The organism is Caballeronia choica (assembly GCF_001544535.1).
GTDB lineage: Bacteria > Pseudomonadota > Gammaproteobacteria > Burkholderiales > Burkholderiaceae > Caballeronia > Caballeronia choica.
The window spans coordinates 1-17,194 of the sequence record NZ_FCON02000161.1 but is presented as its reverse complement, the minus strand read 5'-3'; the positions used below and the strand labels follow the sequence as shown (position 1 = coordinate 17,194).

Sequence of the window (17,194 nt, the reverse complement as noted above, 5' to 3'; positions counted from 1 at the left end):
ACGCCGGCGATCGCAGCGCCTTCGCTCACGACGACCCTCTCCGACACCTGCATGGGATCGGCGAGCTTCGGGATTTCGGTGACGGGCTTTGGCGCGACGGGTGGCACGACGATGGTCGACCAGGCCTGCGTGCGCCGCCTCGATGCGCGCGAATTCCGCGCGATGGGTCTCACCGACGTGGCACTCGCGCTCTTGTGCCAGAGCGACGCGAACCGGCGCGCAGTCGAAGCGACGGGCCACCTCTGCCCCGGCACGACCAATCCGCTCGCGAAGTCGGGCGCGGACGCGGTGGTGTCGGATGACGAAAAATATCGCGATCCGATCGTGCGCGCGCGGCTCGGACTGCCGGTCACGACGGCGAACGATCCGCAGGTGTCGATGAAGACGCAGCCCGCGCCTGAAGTGAAGAAGGCCGACCCGGCGCCGGCCAAGCCCCTGCAAAACGAGGTGGCGCAAGTGCCGACGCCCGCCGCGCCGCTGCAGGACAAGTTGGCCGAAGTGAAGACAACGCCCGTCGAGGACAGCAAGATCCAGGTATCGCTGGTCAAGTAACGCTTTCGTGCGACGAGGTGCAATGGCAACTTGCACCGTGGAGATAGGGCGATTGGAGTGCCTTCTCCAATTAAAGGTTGGCCGTTGTTGATGGACCGGAAAAGCCAACCTCTTTTTCCTCTCGAGGCATTGTATGAAGAGTCGTCTGATGCTCATTCTGCTGTCGGTGATGGCGGCGGGAGGCGCGAATGCGCAGGTCGTGCCCGCCGGTTCGGTCATGTGGGCGGCGAGCCCCGTCGGCCAGCAGCCGATGCCGAACGCGCCGCCGCTCGCGCTGCTGTCGTTCAGCGGCGCGGTTCCGCTGCAAACCGCCGACGGCCGCAAGTGTCTGTTGGTCGCGCGCCGCGGCACGCAGATCGTCGCGGTTGAGCTGGCGCCGGTCGTGAACGGGCCGAAGCTTGTCGGCTGGGCGCCGAAGCAGATCGACATGGACACGCTGACGTCGAAGTGGGGTTACAAGCCGCCGCCGGCGAATGGCGCGACGAGCGCTTTCGAGAATCCCGTGACGAAGTCGATTGCGTCGACCAGTCAGGCTGGCACTTATGCCAGCGCATCGGCGTCCGCGTCCGCGTGGAGCAACACGAGCGTCGATGCACATCGCAAGGACGTGACGGAGAAAGAATCGTCGGAGACGGTGACGGTGAATGGCAAGACGTACAAGAGATTTAGCCATTTCAAGGAAGCATCGGGGACGACGCCGGTGAATGCTTCGGACGAATACATCTGTGAGTGAGCGCTGGCGCTGGGGGTGTGTTGTCGCTGGCGCTTGGGGGTGGGGGTGGGGGTGGTTTTGGATTACGCCGTTTGATGCGCTCGGGCTTCTATGGAACTTGGTTTGTTTTTGGTTTATTAGCTCTGCCCCTGTCCGGGGCGGGACTCACTTTCTTTGCTGCTGCAAAGAAAGTAAGCAAAGAAAGCAGCTTCCCACCGCCAATTCTTGCCAGGCGCCTCCAGACCGCTCCCTCGGAGTGGTCCAACCGGGGGAGTGTCATTAGCGGGGTTTCATCGTTGTTGGCATGTAGAAAAGGCGCGCACGTCGCACCGCGATAGAGAGTGGAACAGCAGTCATTCATCCATCTTGGCACTTCGTGCCCGACGACAGGTCTGCGAAGCGGTGGTCAATTGAAGCATGCAGCGAGCACGAACGTAAGATGTAGCGATCGGTTTCGGTTGTACCTAACGGGTGAGCGCGGAGCGCGAGGCTGGATGTATGACTGCTGATCCACTTCGTATGGCGGTGCGAGGTGCGCGCCTCTTCTACATGCCAACAACGATGAAACCCCGCTAACGACACTCCCCCGGTTGGACCACTCAGACATACCGGTCTGGCGGCGACTGGCAAGGATTGGCGTTGGAAAGCTGCTTTCTTTGCTTACTTTCTTTGCAGCAGCAAAGAAAGTGAGTCCCGCCCCGGACAGGGGCAGAGCAAATAAACCAAAAACAAAGCAAGTTCCATAGAAGCCCGAGCGCATCAAACGGCGTAAACACCACACCACACCACACCCCAAGCGCCAGCGATCAACTCACCCAACTGAACGCTGGCGCATACCGTGGCCCGTCGCGGCCGCCGTCTGAACTCCCGACGCAGGAGACGAAACAGAAGACGAGGCCACTGCCGGCTGCTGCTCCGCCCCAAACCGCGCCACCGAAAACGCGAACGTGTTGACCCCGCGCGAACTCGTCGCCGACACCGTGCCGCGATGCATCTCCGCGACCGCCTTGACGATCGCAAGCCCCAGCCCGTGATTCTCGCGGCTGTTGGTCCGCGAACTCTCCGCGCGATAGAAGCGGTCGAACAGATGATCGAGCATCGAAGGCTCGATCGCCTCGCCCGGATTCGCGACGGCGATGCTGATGCGCCCGCGTTCACGCGCGATCGACACCGCGATGGTCGCGCCCGGCGCGCAATGCTGGATCGCATTCATCACGAGATTCGTCAGCGCCCGCCCGAATAGCGACGTGTTGACGAACGCGCGCGCATCGCCTTTCGCTGCGGCGCGCACTTGCGCCTCTTCCAGCGGTATCTCCAGGAACTCCAGCGTGCGCGCGACCTCCGCCGCGAGCGACACTTCGACCAGTCCCGTCGCGCGTTCGCCCTGATCCGCGCGCGCGAGGAACAGCATGTCGTTGATGATCGCGCGCACGCGCTCGAATTCCTCGAGATTCGATTGCAGCGTGTGGCGCAATTCGCCGATCGAACGATCGCGTGTCAAGGCCACTTCAGTTTGCCCGATCAGTATCGTGACCGGTGTGCGCAACTCGTGCGCGACATCGGCGTTGAACGATTCGAGCCGCGCGTAGGCGCTGTCGAGCCGTTCGAGCGCGCCGTTGAACGACTTCGCGAGGTCTTCGAGTTCATAGGGCAGCGAGCGCGTGTTCAGGCGCTGCGAGCGGTTGTTCGGACTCACGTTCGACGCATCCTTCGTGAGCCGCGTGAGCGGCGCGAGTCCGATCTTCGCGACCGAATAACTGAGCAGCAGGACGGTGATGGTGCCGAGCGCGGTCAACGCGGCGAGTGCGAAGCCGAAGACGCGCATCGTCCGCACGTTCGGCGAGCAGTCGATCGCGACCTGAAGATCGACCGGCGGACGCTCGCCGACGGCCGGTATCGGGATGGTGGTCGTGAGCATGTCGTAGGCGCGTCCATTCGCGCGCAGCCGCACGTAACCGCCGGGAAGACGCTTCTCGATACTCCCGGCGAGCGGCGTGCCATACGTGTAGCGCGGGTCTGCACTCGATGCGGCGAAGAGCGTGGAGCGGTCGCGCGGCGTGATGTCGGCGAGTTTCTCCTTCGCCATCTTCCATCTGTCGGCCGTGGTCGAGTGCAGGACGATCAGCCGCGCGATCTCGGCGCGCGTATCGAGCGATTCGCGCAGGTGATGTTCGAGCTGCGTGCGCAGCACGAGAAACAAGCCGGTGCCCACCATCGTGAACACGAACAGCGCGACCACCGCGAACATCGCGGCGAGGCGCCGGGAGATCGAGTGTTTCATGATGCCCTCGCGTCTTCCCGCATCTCGCGGGCTTCGCGTACTTCGAGTACGTAGCCCATCCCGCGCACCGTATGCAGGAGCTTGGTGCGAAACGGACCGTCGAGCTTCGCGCGCAGCCGCTTGATCGCGGTCTCGACGACATTCGTATGACTTTCGAAATCGACTTCCCAGACGAGTTCGGTAATCGCCGTCTTCGACAGGATATCGCCATGCCGGCGTGCCAGCACGCTCAGCAACTGGAATTCCTTCGCGGTGAGATCGAGACGGGTGCCATCGCGCGTCGCGCGGCGTCCGATCAGGTCGACGTACAGGTCGCCCACCGAGATGAGCGTCGATTCCTGCGCACGCGTGCGGCGCGCGAGCGCATGCAGGCGCTCGACGAGTTCGAGGAACGAGAACGGCTTGGTGAGGTAATCGTCGGCGCCTTCGCGCAGGCCGCGCACGCGGTCGTTGATATGGTCGCGCGCCGTGAGCATGATGACGGGCGTCGACTTCTGCGCGCGCAGCGCCTTGAGCACGGCGAAGCCGTCGCGCTTGGGCAGCATGACGTCCAGCACGATCACGTCGTAGTCGTATTCGGTGGCGAGATGCGTGCCTTCCTCGCCGTCGAGCGCGACATCGACGACCCAGCCTTGTTCCGTCAAGCCCGATCGCAGGTAATCGACCACCTTGTGCTCGTCTTCAACTATCAGGACTTTCATGCTGGCCTCTGTATGTGCTTACTGTCTGTGACTACTATACGAGCCTTGCGGTCTGCCTGCACACGCATGTCGATGCGCGTTCACCGGGCCGCCTGTTCGCTCGACACCTGCCATCCGCCGCCCAGCGCCTTCACCAGCGAAACGGAAAACGTCATCTGCTGCCCGCGAATCTGCACGTCCTGCCGCTCGCTCGTGAGCAGCGACTGCTGCGCGGTGATCACGTCGAGGAAGGCGACGAGGCCGCCCGAATAGCGATCGTTGGCAAGTTGCAGCAGGCGCTGCGCGTCGTTGACCGCCGCGTGCGACTGCTTCGCCGCGCCGTCGAGCACCGAGAGCCCGACCATGCCGTCCTGCACCTGCTCGAACGCATTGAGTACCGTCTGACGATAGTTCGCCTCGGCGGCCTTGTAGCCTTCGTTTGCGAAGTCGACGTTGGCCGCGCGCCGGCCGCCGTCGAATATCACCTGGCTCACCGTCGTGCCGAGCATCCAGAGCAGGCTCGGCGCGGAGAGCAGGTTCGCGAACTGCGTACTCTCCCAGCCGATGTTGCCGTTGAGCGTGAGGCTCGGGAAGAATGCTGCCTTCGCGACGCCGATCTGCGCGTTCGCCGCAGCCATCGCGCGTTCCGCCGATGCGATGTCGGGACGCCGCTGCAGCACGTCGCTCGGGATGCCGAGCGGAATCTCCGGCACCGTGGTCTCGACGACCTTCGGTTCGATTGCGAACTGCGGCGCGGGCACGCCGATGAGTGCGGCGATCGCATGTTCGAACTGCGCGCGCTGGGTTTGCAGCAACTGCGCCTGCACGCGCGTCGTGTCGAGGAGCGATTGCTGCTGCAATACGTCGAGCCCGGATACCGCACCGAGATCGTGCTGCGCGCTCACGTAGTCGAGCGCCTTTTGTTGCAGCACGACGGATTTGTTCAGCACGTCGATCTCGGCGTCGAGTTCGCGCATCGAGAAGTAGTCGGTCGCGAGGTCGGTGGTGACGATGAGCCGCGCGTTCGCGAGATCGTCGCCCGATTGCTGTGCCGATGCCGTAGCGCCTTCCACCTGGCGCTGGATGCGCCCGAACAGATCGGTGTCGTAGTTGATCGTGGGAGCGAGACGCAGATCGTTCTGCACGGTCGACTGGTTCGGCACCGTGTAGCTATTGGCCGGCCGGTTGCTCGAAATGCGCGCGCGCGATGCCTGCCCCGACAAGTCGACTTCCGGCAGGCGCTGCGCCGCCGTGTTCGCCAGCGTCGCCTTCGCCTGCGCATAGTGCGCGCTCGCGGCGACCAGCGTCTGGTTCTGCGCGAGCGCCTGCGTCTCGAGCGCATGAAGTTGCGGGTCGTCGAACGCGAGCCACCAGTCGGGCGCGAGCGGCGCGTGCGACGGCTCGGCGAGACGCCAGTACGAATCGGTCTTCCAGGTGGGCGGGGTGTCGGCGTGCGGCTCCTTGTAGTCGGGGCCGACCACGCATCCCGTAAGCGTCAGCGCGCACAGAATCGTCGCGTATGCGCGTGTCATGACGTCTTCTTCCCTTTGCTTTGCGGAGCGGCGATCAGGACATGGTCGCCGTCCGCGATCGAATCGCTCGGGTTGATGATGACCTTGTCGCTGGCCTCGATGCCGCTTTCGATTTCGAGCGACTGCCCGAGGTCCTGCGCGATGTCGATCTTGCGCAGATGAACGTTGCCGTTCGCATCGACGACGGCGAGACGCGGGCCTTCCGAGCGAAACAGCAGCGCGTTGCCGGGCACGAGGAGACGCGCATGCGCGGCGGACGGCAGCGCGACCTGCACATAGGCGCCGGGCCGCAACGCGCCATCGGGATTGGGCAGCGTCACCTGGACCTGCAGCGAACGGGTGGGCACATCGATCGCGCCGGAGATATGCGTGATCGTGCCGTGAAACTGCTGGCCCGGCAGTTCCGCCTGCGTCACGACGACCCGCTGGCCGATGCTGACGTTCTGCGCATACGCTTGCGGAAGCTGTACGTACACGCGCAACGGGTCCGACTGCGCCAGCGCGAACAGCGCGCGGCTCGCGCCGCTGCCGGCATCGATCAGGTCGCCGACATCGACGTTGCGCTGCGTGACGACCCCCGCGAACGGCGCGACGATCCGCTTGAACGATTCGAGTTGCCGCAGACGCCGCACGTTCGCTTCGGCGGCGGAGAGATTGGCGACGTCCTGGCTATAGGCGCTCTGGCGCTCGTCGAGTTCCTGCTGCGATACCGCATCGCGCTGTCGCAGTTGCTGCCAGCGTTCGAGCGAAGTCTTCGCGAGCCCGAGGCTCGAACTCGTCTGGTCGCGCTGCGCGACCGCCTGCGCCAACTCCTGGTCGATTTCCGGTGTATCCAGGTCCGCGAGCAACTGCCCTTGCTTCACCGGCGTGCCGATGTCGACGTACCAGTGCAGCAGATAACCGGTTGCGCGCGCATAGATCGGCGATTCGACGGAGCCGCGCAGCGTGCCCGGCAAGAGCGTCGTGCCGCCGCTGTCGGTCTGCGTCGGCGTGACGACGTTGACGTACTGCTTCGCGTTCTGCTGCGTCGTCGCGGCAACGGAACGACTGTGCATGAAGTCGACGACCACCGTTCGCACCGCGCCGAGCGCGAGCAGCACGAGGATGATCAGTATCGCTATCTTCGCGCGCCGCCACTCCACGTGGCGAGGCGGGAGCGCGTGGCCTTCCTCCGGGTTGTGTGCCGGGATCGCTAGCGATGCATGGGTTTTCTCGGTCATGTCAGTCAGCCATAGGTTGTCGCGTCATGCGTGATCTTCATCCGTGTCACGGTCGTTCTCTTTGCGCTTTGCCTCGCGGCGCGCCAGGCGGCTATGGATGCTCGCAAAGATGACCGGCACGAAAAACAGGGTGGAAACCGTGGCGAACAGCAGGCCGCCGATCACCGCGCGGCCGAGCGGCGCGTTCTGCTCCGCGCCTTCGCCAAGGCCGAGCGCCATCGGGACCATGCCGATGATCATCGCGAACGCGGTCATCAGCACCGGCCGGATGCGGCTCGCGCCCGCCTCGAGCGCGGCCGTGAGCGGCGGCGCTCCCGCGGTGAGGCGCTGACGCGCGAACGCGACCATCAGGATACTGTTCGCGGTCGCGACGCCCATCGTCATGATGGCGCCGGTCAGCGCGGGCACGGACAGATGCGTGCCGGTGAGAAACAGCATCCAGATGATGCCGGCGAGCGCGGCGGGCAGCGCGCTCACGATGATGAGCGGATCGACCCACGACTGGAAATTCACGACGATCAGCAGATAGACGAGCACGATCGCCATCGCGACGCCGACGCCGAGTCCGAAGAAAGAACTGCGCATTGTCTGCACCTGGCCGCGCACGACGATCTGGCTGCCGCGCGGCAGCGCGTGGCGCGCATCGTCGACGAGATCGTTGACTTGCCGCGCGATGCTGCCGAGGTCGCGGCCCTCGACGCTCACGTACAGGTCGATAACGGGCCTGATGTTGTAGTGCGTGACGACCGCGAACTGGTTTTGCGGTTTGACGCGCACCAGATTGCCGAGCAGTTGCGTGGGTCCGTTGAGGCTCGCCGACACCGGCGTGCGCAGCAGTTCATCCATCGAGGAGACCTGGTACTGCGGCGTCTGCACGGCGAGGTTGTACTCGACGCCGTTCTTGTTGTTGAACCAGAAGCCGGGCGCCGTCTGCGAACTGCCGGACAGCGAGATCAGCACGTTCTGCGCGACGTTGCTCGCGCTCAGGTTCAGTTGCTGAAGGCGCGTGCGGTCCATCTGCAGGTTGATCGCGGGTTCGTCGAGCTTCTGCTGGATGTGCGTGTCGACGGTGCCGGGAATCATGCGCACCTTCTTCATCAACTGGCTCGCCAGCTGGAAATTGGCTTGCTGGTCGGGACCCGAGATCTGCACGTCGACGGCGGCGGGCAGGCCGAAGTTGAGGATCTGCGTGACGATGTCGGCGGGCTGGAAGAAGAACTCGACGCCGGGGAATCGTTCGGGAAGCACTTCGCGCAGCTTGTCGATGTAGATCTGCGTCGGGTCGTGGTCCGGCTTCAGCGCAACCTGTATCTCGCCATCGAGCGTGCCGATCGTGCCCGCATTGCTATACGAAAGGTTGATGCCGCTATAGGGCAAGCCGAGGTTGTCGAGGATCGTCGAGAGCTGGGACGCGGGCACGACCTGGCGCACGACCTTCTCGACATCGTCGGCGAGGCGCGCGGTTTCCTCGATGCGCGTGCCGGTCGGCGCGCGCATGTGCATGCGGATGTCGCCCGCATCGACGCTTGGGAAGAAGTCTTCGCCGAGCACGAAAACCAGTCCCGCGGAGAGCAGGCAGAAGCCGAGAAACAGGCTCGCGAAGACACGCCGGCGCACGAGCAAGGTGCTCAGGATCACGATGTAGGCGGCGCGCATGCGCTCGAAGCCGTGGTCGAAGCGCTTGTAGAGCCGCGTGAAGATGCCCGGTTTCGCACCCTTCTTCGGCTTGTGGGCGTGGCCCATCAGGAGCATCGCGAGCGTCGGCACGAGCGTGCGCGACAGCACGTAGGATGCGAGCATCGCGAACACGACCGCTTCGGCGAGCGGCACGAACAGGAACTTCGCGACGCCCGTCAGGAAGAACATCGGCACGAACACGATGCAGATGCAAAGGGTCGAGACGAGCGCCGGAACCGCGATCTCGCCCGCGCCTTCGAGAATGGCGTCGTGCAGGTTCGTGCCCAGATGCAGGTGCCGCTCGATGTTCTCGATCGTCACCGTCGCGTCGTCGACCAGAATGCCGACCGCGAGCGCGAGGCCGCCAAGGGTCATGATGTTGATGGTCTGCCCGAGCGCATGCAGCGCGATCAGCGACGAAAGAATCGAAAGCGGAATCGATACCGCGATGATGCAGGTGCTGCGCCAGTTGCCGAGGAACAGCAGGATCATCGCGGCGGTGAGCGCGGCGGCGATCAGCGCCTCGCGCACCACGCCCTGAACGGCCGCCTTGACGAAGACGGACTGGTCGAAGAGCGCGGTGACGTTGAGGTCCGGCGGCAACGCGGCGCGTGCGCTCGGCAGCAGGTCATGCAGCGTGTTGACGATCGAAAGCGTCGAGGCGCTGCCGTTTTTCAGGATCGAGATCAGCACGCCGCGATGACCATCCTGCCGCACGACGTTCGTTTGCGGCGAGAAGCCGTCGCGCACGTGGGCGACTTCGCGCAGGTAGGTGGTCGCGCCGTTGAGCGTGCGCACGGGGATGTCGTTGAGGCCCGCCACCGTCGCGGGCGAACCGTTCATGTTGATCGTGTATTCCTTCGGTCCGATCTTCGCGGTGCCGGTCGGCAGGATCAGGTTCTGCGCGTTCACCGCGCTCACCACGTCCGACGGCGTGAGGCCCTTGGCGAGCAGCGCGCGGGTGTCGAGGTCGACGGAGATCAGGCGCGTCTTGCCGCCATAAGGGTAGGGCACCGCCGCGCCGGGAATCGTCACGAGTTGCGGGCGCAGGAAGTTGAGCGCGGTGTCGTTCAGGTCCTGCTCGGAGAGTTTCGGGCTGGAGAGCCCAAGCTGGATGACCGGAATGCTCGATGCCGAGTAGCTGATCACGAGCGGCGGCGTGGCACCCGGCGGCATCTGCTTCAACTGCGCCTGCTCGACCGCGACCGTCTGCGCGATCGCCGTCTGTATGTTGGCGGTCGGTTGCAGGAAGAGCTTGATGATCGCGATGCCGGGCAGCGACTGCGACTCGATGTGCTCGATGTCGTTGACGGTCGTCGTCAGGCTGCGCTCGTTGACCGACGTGATCCGGTTGGCGACGTCTTCCGCCGAAAGCCCGGTGTAATTCCAGATGATGCTGACGACCGGAATGTTGATGTCCGGCAGCACGTCGACAGGCGTCGTCAGCAAGACGAACGGTGTCGCCAGCAGAATCAGGATGGCCATCACGATGAACGTGTAGGGCCGTTTGAGCGCAACGTTGACTATCCACATTGGAGCGTGCTCGAACCGTCCGGCGAAATGGAAACATCGGCGCAGCGCGGTTGAGGCGCCTGGCCGTTTGAGAAGATGCGGGGATCGTCGTGCGCGACGCGCGCGTTTGGCTGACGAAAGCTGCGCGAACGACACTGCGTCCAGCGCTAACCAGCCTCAATGGTAGAGGCAAGGTGCCAACGAGAACATGACGCGAAAATGGCAGAACGGTCAGGAAGCGGGAAAAATGTTGCGCGGCAAGCCTAGGCCGGCGACTGGCGGTCGTGCGGTATGGTTGCGTGACGTTCGAGCGCGCGCGGGTCCGGTCGAATTCAGCCGGGAACGCGCATCGTCTCGAAAGGTTGCTTCCTCAGGTGCGATCTCGAACGGATCGCGAGCGCTGAGGGCAAGCCGTATTCATCATGTCCTTACTGCTTTCTGCTTACTGTGAGCTGGACGGTGCGGTCGCGCCCGATCCCGACGTGCCTTCCACCGACGGGCCATAGCTCGTCATGCCCGGCTTGGCAGCGACATCGCCGGCCTGGACCCTGGCTTCCGCAGCCTGCAGGTTGTTCGGATAGTACGGGTCCCGCGTCGACGGGTCATACCCGGCCTTTTCCAACTGGATGAGTTCGGAACGGACCTCGGCGCGCGTGACGGGCTGATTCTGATCCGACTGAGCGAGCGCCAGGATCGGCGAGACGGCTAAAGCGACCGCTGCGACATGCATCAATGCCTTCATGATGAACTCCCTTGGGGTGAGTTGAGCGCGCTCGTTGCGCGGCCTTGGGACGCGAACAAGCACGAGCCCCGAGTGTATGGCTCGGACGGTGACGAGATGCTGGCGTCGAGATGGCATTGCGGTCAGGTTATCGCTGGCGCCTGGGGCGGGGTGGAGTCGGGCGCCAGCGGCTATCTATTGTCTATTCGCCCGCTTCCCGCGCCGCGAGCCACGCCTTCCATCCGCCAAAGCGCGTGATATCGGCGGCGCCCTGCAACCCATAGCCCTCGCACACGAAGCCTGTCTGCCAGGTGCCGTCGGCGAGTTCGACCTTGCCTAGCGCAAGCGGCGCCGGAATGCCCGACAGGAACGACCCGAGTTCCACGCTCGGAAGCTCCCACACCTCCACGTCGATAGCAGCGCCGCCTTCAGCGACGCGTTCCATCCCCGGCCGGCGTGTCTCGCCCGCACCCGCAGCGAGCGCATGCAAGCGGTAATGCGGTGCGCTCTTCGTCGCGTTCACGAGGCGCGCGCCGCGCGCACGCAACTGGCCGTTGAGCGGCAGGCCGTCGAGATGCGCGCCGCATACGACGAGCCGTACGCGATCGTTGCGCGCATGCTTCGCCGATGCTTCGGCGGCAAGCGTCGTGCCTCCGGCGAGCGGCAATGCAAGGGAACGTTGCAACGTATCGGCGATGCTCAACAAGTACTGGTCGGTGAATGCGCGGCCGAACATCGTGACGCCCCACGGCAGGCCGTTCTTCATGAATGCGGCCGGCGTCGCGACGGCGGCGTAGTCGAGCAGGTTCATGAAGTTCGTGTAGTAGCCGAGCAGCGAGTTCGGGCCGATCGGATCGCGCTCCAGCTCCGCGAGCGTCACGGGACGCGGGTAAGTCGGCGTCAGAACGAAATCGAGTTGATCGAGGGCGGCGTCGCAAATCTTCTTCAGCGCCTGCAAGCGGTACTGCGCGCGAAACGCGTCGACGGCAGTCGCGCCCGGTGCCTTCGCGAGCACGTCGCGGATCACGGGGAGGACGGCGTCCGGATTAGCCTGCATCAGTTCGCCCGCGACGCTGTAACGTTCCGCGACCCACGGTCCTTCATAAAGCAGTCGCGCCGCTTCGACGAACGGCCCGAAGTCGATCTCGACGGCGGTCCCGCCCGCTGCTTCCAGCGCTGCACGCGCCTCGGCAAAGAGCGCCGGGCTCTCCGCGCAGCCGGCGAATTCGAGCGTCGACGGCACGCCGAAGCGAAAGGCCGCGAGCGTGCCGAACGCGCCCGCATCGTTGAACTGGGGATTCGCGCGGCTATAGGCGTCGCGCGGGTCATCCTTCGCTGTCAGTGCGAGCAGTTCGCTCGCTTCGCTCGCGGTCGCGGTGAAGTAGGTCACGCAATCGAGCGTGCGGCACGCGGGCACGACACCCGCCGTCGAGAGCAAGCCCTTGGTCGCCTTCAGCCCGACGAGGTTGTTCAATCCGGCGGGCACGCGGCCCGACCCGGCGGTGTCCGTGCCGAGCGCGAAGCTCGCCACGCCGAGCGCCACCGCAAGCGCCGACCCGGCACTCGATCCGCCCGACGGATAGTCCGGATGCACGCTGTTGCGGCACTTGCCGTACGGCGAGCGCGTGCCGTTCAGGCCCGTTGCGAACTGATCGAGGTTGGTCTTGCCGATCGGCACCGCGCCGAGCGCGATCAACTGCGCGACGAGTGTCGCCGACTCGTCCGGCGTGTACGCGAACGCAGGACACGCGGCGGTGGTCGGGATGCCGGCGAGATCGATGTTGTCCTTGATCGCGAACGGAATGCCGTAGAGCGGCAGCGAATCGATGTCGCGTGCATCGAGCGCTTCGAGCGCATCGAGGTAAGGCGCGATCTCGGCGTCGGTGAGCAGATGGATGAACAGGTTGAACTCGGGGTTCAACGCAGTTGCCTTCGCGCGCAACTCGCCGATGAGCTTCGCGGGCGTGGTGTCCTTTGCGCGATAGGCGGCGCGCAAGGTGGAGAGGCGCAAGTCGAATGAGGGCATGGGTTGGTTTTCCTTAAAGGCGATGCTTATATGCGATCGATCACGGCAACGCGCTGTCCCGCTTTCACGGGCGTTCCCGGTGCGACATGGATGTCGCACACGGCGCCCGCGCACGGCGCGCAGACGGATATCTCCATCTTCATCGATTCGATGATGAACAGCACGTCGCCGGCCGCGACGCGCTCGCCGGTCTTCACGCGCACCTGCCACAGGTTGCCCGCGATTTCGCTGTCGACGGCGGTTTGCCCGTCTTCGAGCGGCGCGGCTTCCGGCTCCGCGACGGCGGGCGGCTCGAAGCTTTGCTCGGCCGCGCCCGCTTCGCGCCAGCGTTCGCGCTCGGCTTGAAACGCGGCTTGCTGGCGCGTGCGGAAGGCGTCGATACCGTCGGCTTCGCGTTCGAGAAACGCCTCATAGTCAGCGAGAGACAGCTCTGTCTCCTCGATCTTCAGCGGATAGCGTCCGAGCGGAAAATCCGCGCGGATGCGCAGCAATTCATCGGCCGGGACTTCGTAGAAGCGGATCTGATCGAAGAAGCGCAACAGGTACGGACGTCCCGCGAAATCGGCGGTTGCGCGATAGCGGTTCCACATCTGCAACGTGCGGCCGACGAACTGATATCCGCCGGGTCCTTCCATGCCGTACACGCACAGATACGCGCCGCCGATGCCGACCGAGTTCTCCGCCGTCCACGTGCGCGCCGGGTTGTACTTGGTCGTGACCAGCCGATGGCGCGGATCGAGCGGCGTCGCGACCGGCGCGCCGAGATAGACGTCGCCGAGACCCATCACCAGATAGCTCGCATCGAAGACGATCTGCTTCACCGCATCGATCGAATCGAGGTCGTTGATGCGGCGGATGAACTCCAGGTTGCTCGGACACCACGGCGCGTCCTTGCGTACGGTCGTCATGTATTTGTCGATCGCGAGACGGCATGCCGGATCGTCCCACGACAGCGGCAGATGCACGATCCGCGACGGTGCGCGCAAGTCCTTTTGCAGCAGCACGCTTTGCCATGCGCGTTCGACGATGTCGAGCAGTCGCGCGAGCGGCAGGCGTTCGGGCTGGTAATGAATCTGCAGCGATCGAATGCCGGGCGTCACGTCGATCACGCCGGGCAGCGCAAGCGCTTCGAGCGACTGCATCAGCGCATGCCCCCGAAAGCGCAGCACGAGATCCAGTTCGGCGGGGCCGAGTTCGAGCAGGACATGCGTATCGCCCGACAGGCGCGCGACGAGCCGATCGTGATCGGCGCCCACATCGAGCACGATCGGCGACGTGAGCGTTCGTTCCGGATAAGCGGTTGCCGAATGTGCATCGGGCGCTTCGGGCGCTTCGGGCGCTTCGAGCGTTTCGAGTTCGACGAGACGCGCCGCGGCCGCTTCACGCGCCTCACGGATGCTCACGGGGACGAAGCGCACCTTGTCGCCCGCCTTCAGTTGACCGATCTGCCAGAGGTCCGCTTCGATGATCGTCACCGGGCACACGAAGCCACCGAGGCTCGGGCCATCCGGGCCGAGAATCACCGGCATGTCGCCGGTGAAATCGATCGCGCCGACCGCGTACGGGTTGTCGTGAATGTTCGACGGATGCAGTCCGGCCTCGCCGCCGTCCTCGCGCGTCCACTCGGGTTTCGGCCCGATCAGGCGCACGCCGGTGCGGCTCGAATTGAAGTGAATCTCCCATTCGGTCGCAAGGAACTGTTCGATGTAGCGCGGGCTGAAGTATTCCGGCGCACCGTGTGGCCCGTAGATCACGCGTAGCGCGCGCACGGCTTCGAGCGCGGGCGTGAAGGGGAGCGTGTCGCCCGTGCGCGTGTTGTCGAGCGGAGCGAGATGCAGCACGTCGCCTGCCCGGAGTGCCCGCCCGCCATGTCCGCCGAACTGGCCGAGCGTGAAGGTGCTGCGGCTGCCGAGATACAGCGCGACGTCGAAGCCGCCGCGCACGCACAGATACGCGCGCGCACCCGCGCCGCGAATCGTGCCTAGCGCGAGCGTCGAACCGGCACGGACCAAGAGCGTGGTGTGCATCGGCTGCTCGTCACCGTCTATCGTGACACTCAACGTTGCGCCCGTCACCGCGACGACAGCGTTCGTATTGAAGCGCAGCGTCGGGCCGCTCATCGTGATTTCGAGCGCGGCGGCATCGGCGGCGTTGTCGAGCAGACGATTGCCGAGGCGCAACGCGCGGTCGTCCATCGGGCCCGACGGCGGAATACCCACCGCCCAGAAGCCGAGGCGTCCCGGATAGTCCTGCACTGTGGTCTGCGTGCCGCCGCTCACGATCTCGACTGTGTCCGCACGATAGCGCAGCCCTTCGAGACAACGCGTCCAGGGTTCGCCTGAAGCGAACGGCGTATCGTCGATGATCTGGCGCAGGTACTCGCGATTCGTCTCCACGCCGTAGATGCGCGTCGCCTTCAGCGCTTGACCGAGCGCATGGCGGGATTCATCGCGCGTCGGCGACCACGCGATCATCTTGGCCAGCATCGGGTCGAAGTAGGGCGGCACTTCGCAGCCGGCTTCGATCCAGGTATCGATGCGCAGCGCGCGGCCATCGGCTTTGGGGAACGACACTTCGGTGAGCAAGCCTGGGCTCGGCTTGAAGTCGCGGCCGGGGTCTTCGGCATAGAGCCGCGCCTGGATCGCGTGGCCGTGCGGCGCAAGTGTCGCGGCGAGTTCATCGAGCGGAGCCAGCGTGCCGGCCGCAAGCTCGATCATCCAGCGCACGAGATCGACGCCCCACACCTGCTCGGTCACGCCGTGCTCGACTTGCAGGCGCGTATTTACTTCTAGGAAATAGAACTGCTCGGCACCGCTGTCGTAGACGAATTCGACGGTGCCTGCCGAGCGGTAATTCACCGCTTTAGCGAGCCGCAGCGCCGCTTCGCAGAGCGCTTGCGACATGCCGTCGGGCAGCGATGGCGCGGGCGTTTCCTCCAGTACTTTCTGGTTGCGCCGCTGCACCGAGCAATCGCGCACGCCGAGTGCGAGCGCGTTGCCTTGACCGTCGCCGAAGACCTGCACTTCGAGGTGACGCGCACGCTCGATGTACTTTTCGATGAAGACGCCGGCATCGCTGAAGTTGTTCTGACCGAGGCGCTTTACGACATCGAACTGGGCCGCCAGTTCGTCCGCGTTCCAGCAGACGCGCATGCCGATGCCGCCGCCGCCGGCCGTGCTCTTCAGCATCACCGGGTAGCCGATTCGTGTGGCCGCCTGCAAGGCTGTGTTCACGTCGTCCAGCAAGCCGGTGCCTTCGAGCATCGGCACGCCTTGCTCGGCTGCGATTGCGCGGGCAGTGTGCTTGAGGCCGAATGCGCGGAGTTGCGCGGGCGTCGGTCCGATGAACGCGATGCCGGCTCTTTCGCATGCTTCGCCGAACTCCGCGTTTTCGGAGAGGAAGCCGTAGCCGGGGTGGATCGCCTGGACGTTGTCGCGCCGCGCGATGGCGAGAATCTTTGCGACATCGAGATACGTGGCCGACGCCGGGCCGTCGCCGAGGGAATGGGCGATGGGTGCGTCGCTGACGTGGCGGCTGGCGAGATCGGCTTCGCTGTAGACCGCGACACCTGTGATGTCGAGTTCGCGCAGGGTGCGGAGGATGCGGCAGGCGATGGCGCCTCGATTGGCAATCAGGACTTTTTCGAACATGGGAACGGGTTCGGTGTTTGGGCGGGCCGTCCCGCCGGGGTTTTTGGGGCTTGGCCCGAGCCGTCTCGGGTTAGGGTCGCTGGCGCTTGGGTTTCGTGGTGTTTACGCCGTTTGATGTTTTTATGCTTCCATGGAACTTGGTTTCTTAGTGTCTCTGTCCGGGGCGGGCGATCGCTAGCGCTTGGGGGCGGGGGCGGGTTCGGGCTTCAACCGTTTGATGCGCTCAGGCTCCTATGGAACTTGTTTTCTTCGTGGTCTATTAGCTCTGCCCCTGTCCGGGGCGGGACTCACTTTCTTTGCTGCTGCAAAGAAAGTAAGCAAAGAAAGCAGCTTTCCAACGCCAATCCTTGCCAGTCGCCGCCAGACGGTTATGTCGGAGTGGTCCAACCGGGGGAGTGTCGTTAGCGGGGTTTCGTCATTGTTGGCATGTAGAAGAGGCGCGCACGTCGCACCGCTACACGAAGTGGACCAGCAGTCATACATCCAGCCTCGCGCTACGCGCTCACCCGTCAGGCATAACAGAAACCCAACACCCATCGCTATATCACCATCCTACGTTCGTGCTTGCTGCATGCTTCAATTCACCGCTTAGCGAACCTGTCGTCGGGCACGAAGTGCCAGGACGGATGAA

9 protein-coding genes and 1 pseudogene are annotated in these 17,194 nt (G+C 64.6%); 2 read left to right on the top strand and 8 right to left on the bottom strand.

Annotated elements, in window-relative coordinates:
- Nucleotides 1-355, top strand: a pseudogene (locus AWB68_RS50020) (hypothetical protein); the annotation flags it as partial.
- Between the two features lie 330 nt (nt 356-685).
- Complete coding sequence (locus AWB68_RS36840; protein WP_087649159.1) at nt 686-1,285, top strand: hypothetical protein; 600 nt, start codon at nt 686-688, stop codon at nt 1,283-1,285.
- A gap of 790 nt (nt 1,286-2,075) precedes the next feature.
- Here the strand turns inward: AWB68_RS36840 and AWB68_RS36835 are convergent.
- From AWB68_RS36835 to uca, 8 genes are all read right to left on the bottom strand, one after another.
- The gene (locus AWB68_RS36835; RefSeq protein WP_087649158.1) at nt 2,076-3,545 is read right to left on the bottom strand and encodes a heavy metal sensor histidine kinase; all 1,470 of its coding nucleotides are present in this window, start codon (nt 3,543-3,545) and stop codon (nt 2,076-2,078) included.
- Nucleotides 3,542-4,246 (bottom strand): heavy metal response regulator transcription factor, encoded by a 705-nt coding sequence (locus tag AWB68_RS36830; RefSeq protein ID WP_087649157.1) that lies wholly within the window; start codon nt 4,244-4,246, stop codon nt 3,542-3,544. The genes AWB68_RS36835 and AWB68_RS36830 overlap by 4 nt, the downstream gene beginning before the upstream one ends.
- An 80-nt stretch (nt 4,247-4,326) precedes the next feature.
- Nucleotides 4,327-5,757, bottom strand: coding sequence for an efflux transporter outer membrane subunit (locus AWB68_RS36825; protein WP_087649156.1), 1,431 nt, complete (start codon nt 5,755-5,757; stop codon nt 4,327-4,329).
- Complete coding sequence (locus tag AWB68_RS36820; RefSeq protein WP_087649155.1) at nt 5,754-6,977, bottom strand: efflux RND transporter periplasmic adaptor subunit; 1,224 nt, start codon at nt 6,975-6,977, stop codon at nt 5,754-5,756. Before AWB68_RS36820 ends, AWB68_RS36825 begins: the two co-directional genes overlap by 4 nt.
- A 24-nt stretch (nt 6,978-7,001) precedes the next feature.
- On the bottom strand, nt 7,002-10,187 hold the full coding sequence (locus AWB68_RS36815) for an efflux RND transporter permease subunit (RefSeq protein WP_087649154.1): 3,186 nt from the start codon (nt 10,185-10,187) through the stop codon (nt 7,002-7,004).
- 421 nt (nt 10,188-10,608) lie between these two features.
- Nucleotides 10,609-10,908 carry a DUF4148 domain-containing protein gene (locus AWB68_RS36810; protein WP_087649153.1) on the bottom strand — a complete coding sequence of 100 codons (300 nt, stop codon included), beginning with the start codon at nt 10,906-10,908 and terminating at the stop codon, nt 10,609-10,611.
- Between the two features lie 181 nt (nt 10,909-11,089).
- A complete protein-coding gene (gene atzF / locus AWB68_RS36805; protein WP_087649152.1) occupies nt 11,090-12,913 on the bottom strand; it encodes an allophanate hydrolase in 1,824 nt (607 codons plus the stop codon).
- A 26-nt stretch (nt 12,914-12,939) separates the two neighbouring features.
- Nucleotides 12,940-16,563 (bottom strand): urea carboxylase, encoded by a 3,624-nt coding sequence (gene uca, locus AWB68_RS36800; protein WP_087649151.1) that lies wholly within the window; start codon nt 16,561-16,563, stop codon nt 12,940-12,942.
- Nucleotides 16,564-17,194: the final 631 nt, after the last annotated feature.

Excerpts from the sequence above, each read along its gene's own strand:
- AWB68_RS36840 (WP_087649159.1), top strand. The coding sequence starts at position 686 with ATGAAGAGTCGTCTGATGCTCATTCTGCTGTCGGTGATGGCGGCGGGA.
- AWB68_RS36835 (WP_087649158.1), bottom strand. The coding sequence starts at position 3,545 with ATGAAACACTCGATCTCCCGGCGCCTCGCCGCGATGTTCGCGGTGGTC.
- AWB68_RS36830 (WP_087649157.1), bottom strand. The coding sequence starts at position 4,246 with ATGAAAGTCCTGATAGTTGAAGACGAGCACAAGGTGGTCGATTACCTG.
- AWB68_RS36825 (WP_087649156.1), bottom strand. The coding sequence starts at position 5,757 with ATGACACGCGCATACGCGACGATTCTGTGCGCGCTGACGCTTACGGGA.
- AWB68_RS36820 (WP_087649155.1), bottom strand. The coding sequence starts at position 6,977 with ATGACCGAGAAAACCCATGCATCGCTAGCGATCCCGGCACACAACCCG.
- AWB68_RS36815 (WP_087649154.1), bottom strand. The coding sequence starts at position 10,187 with ATGTGGATAGTCAACGTTGCGCTCAAACGGCCCTACACGTTCATCGTG.
- AWB68_RS36810 (WP_087649153.1), bottom strand. The coding sequence starts at position 10,908 with ATGAAGGCATTGATGCATGTCGCAGCGGTCGCTTTAGCCGTCTCGCCG.
- atzF (WP_087649152.1), bottom strand. The coding sequence starts at position 12,913 with ATGCCCTCATTCGACTTGCGCCTCTCCACCTTGCGCGCCGCCTATCGC.
- uca (WP_087649151.1), bottom strand. The coding sequence starts at position 16,563 with ATGTTCGAAAAAGTCCTGATTGCCAATCGAGGCGCCATCGCCTGCCGC.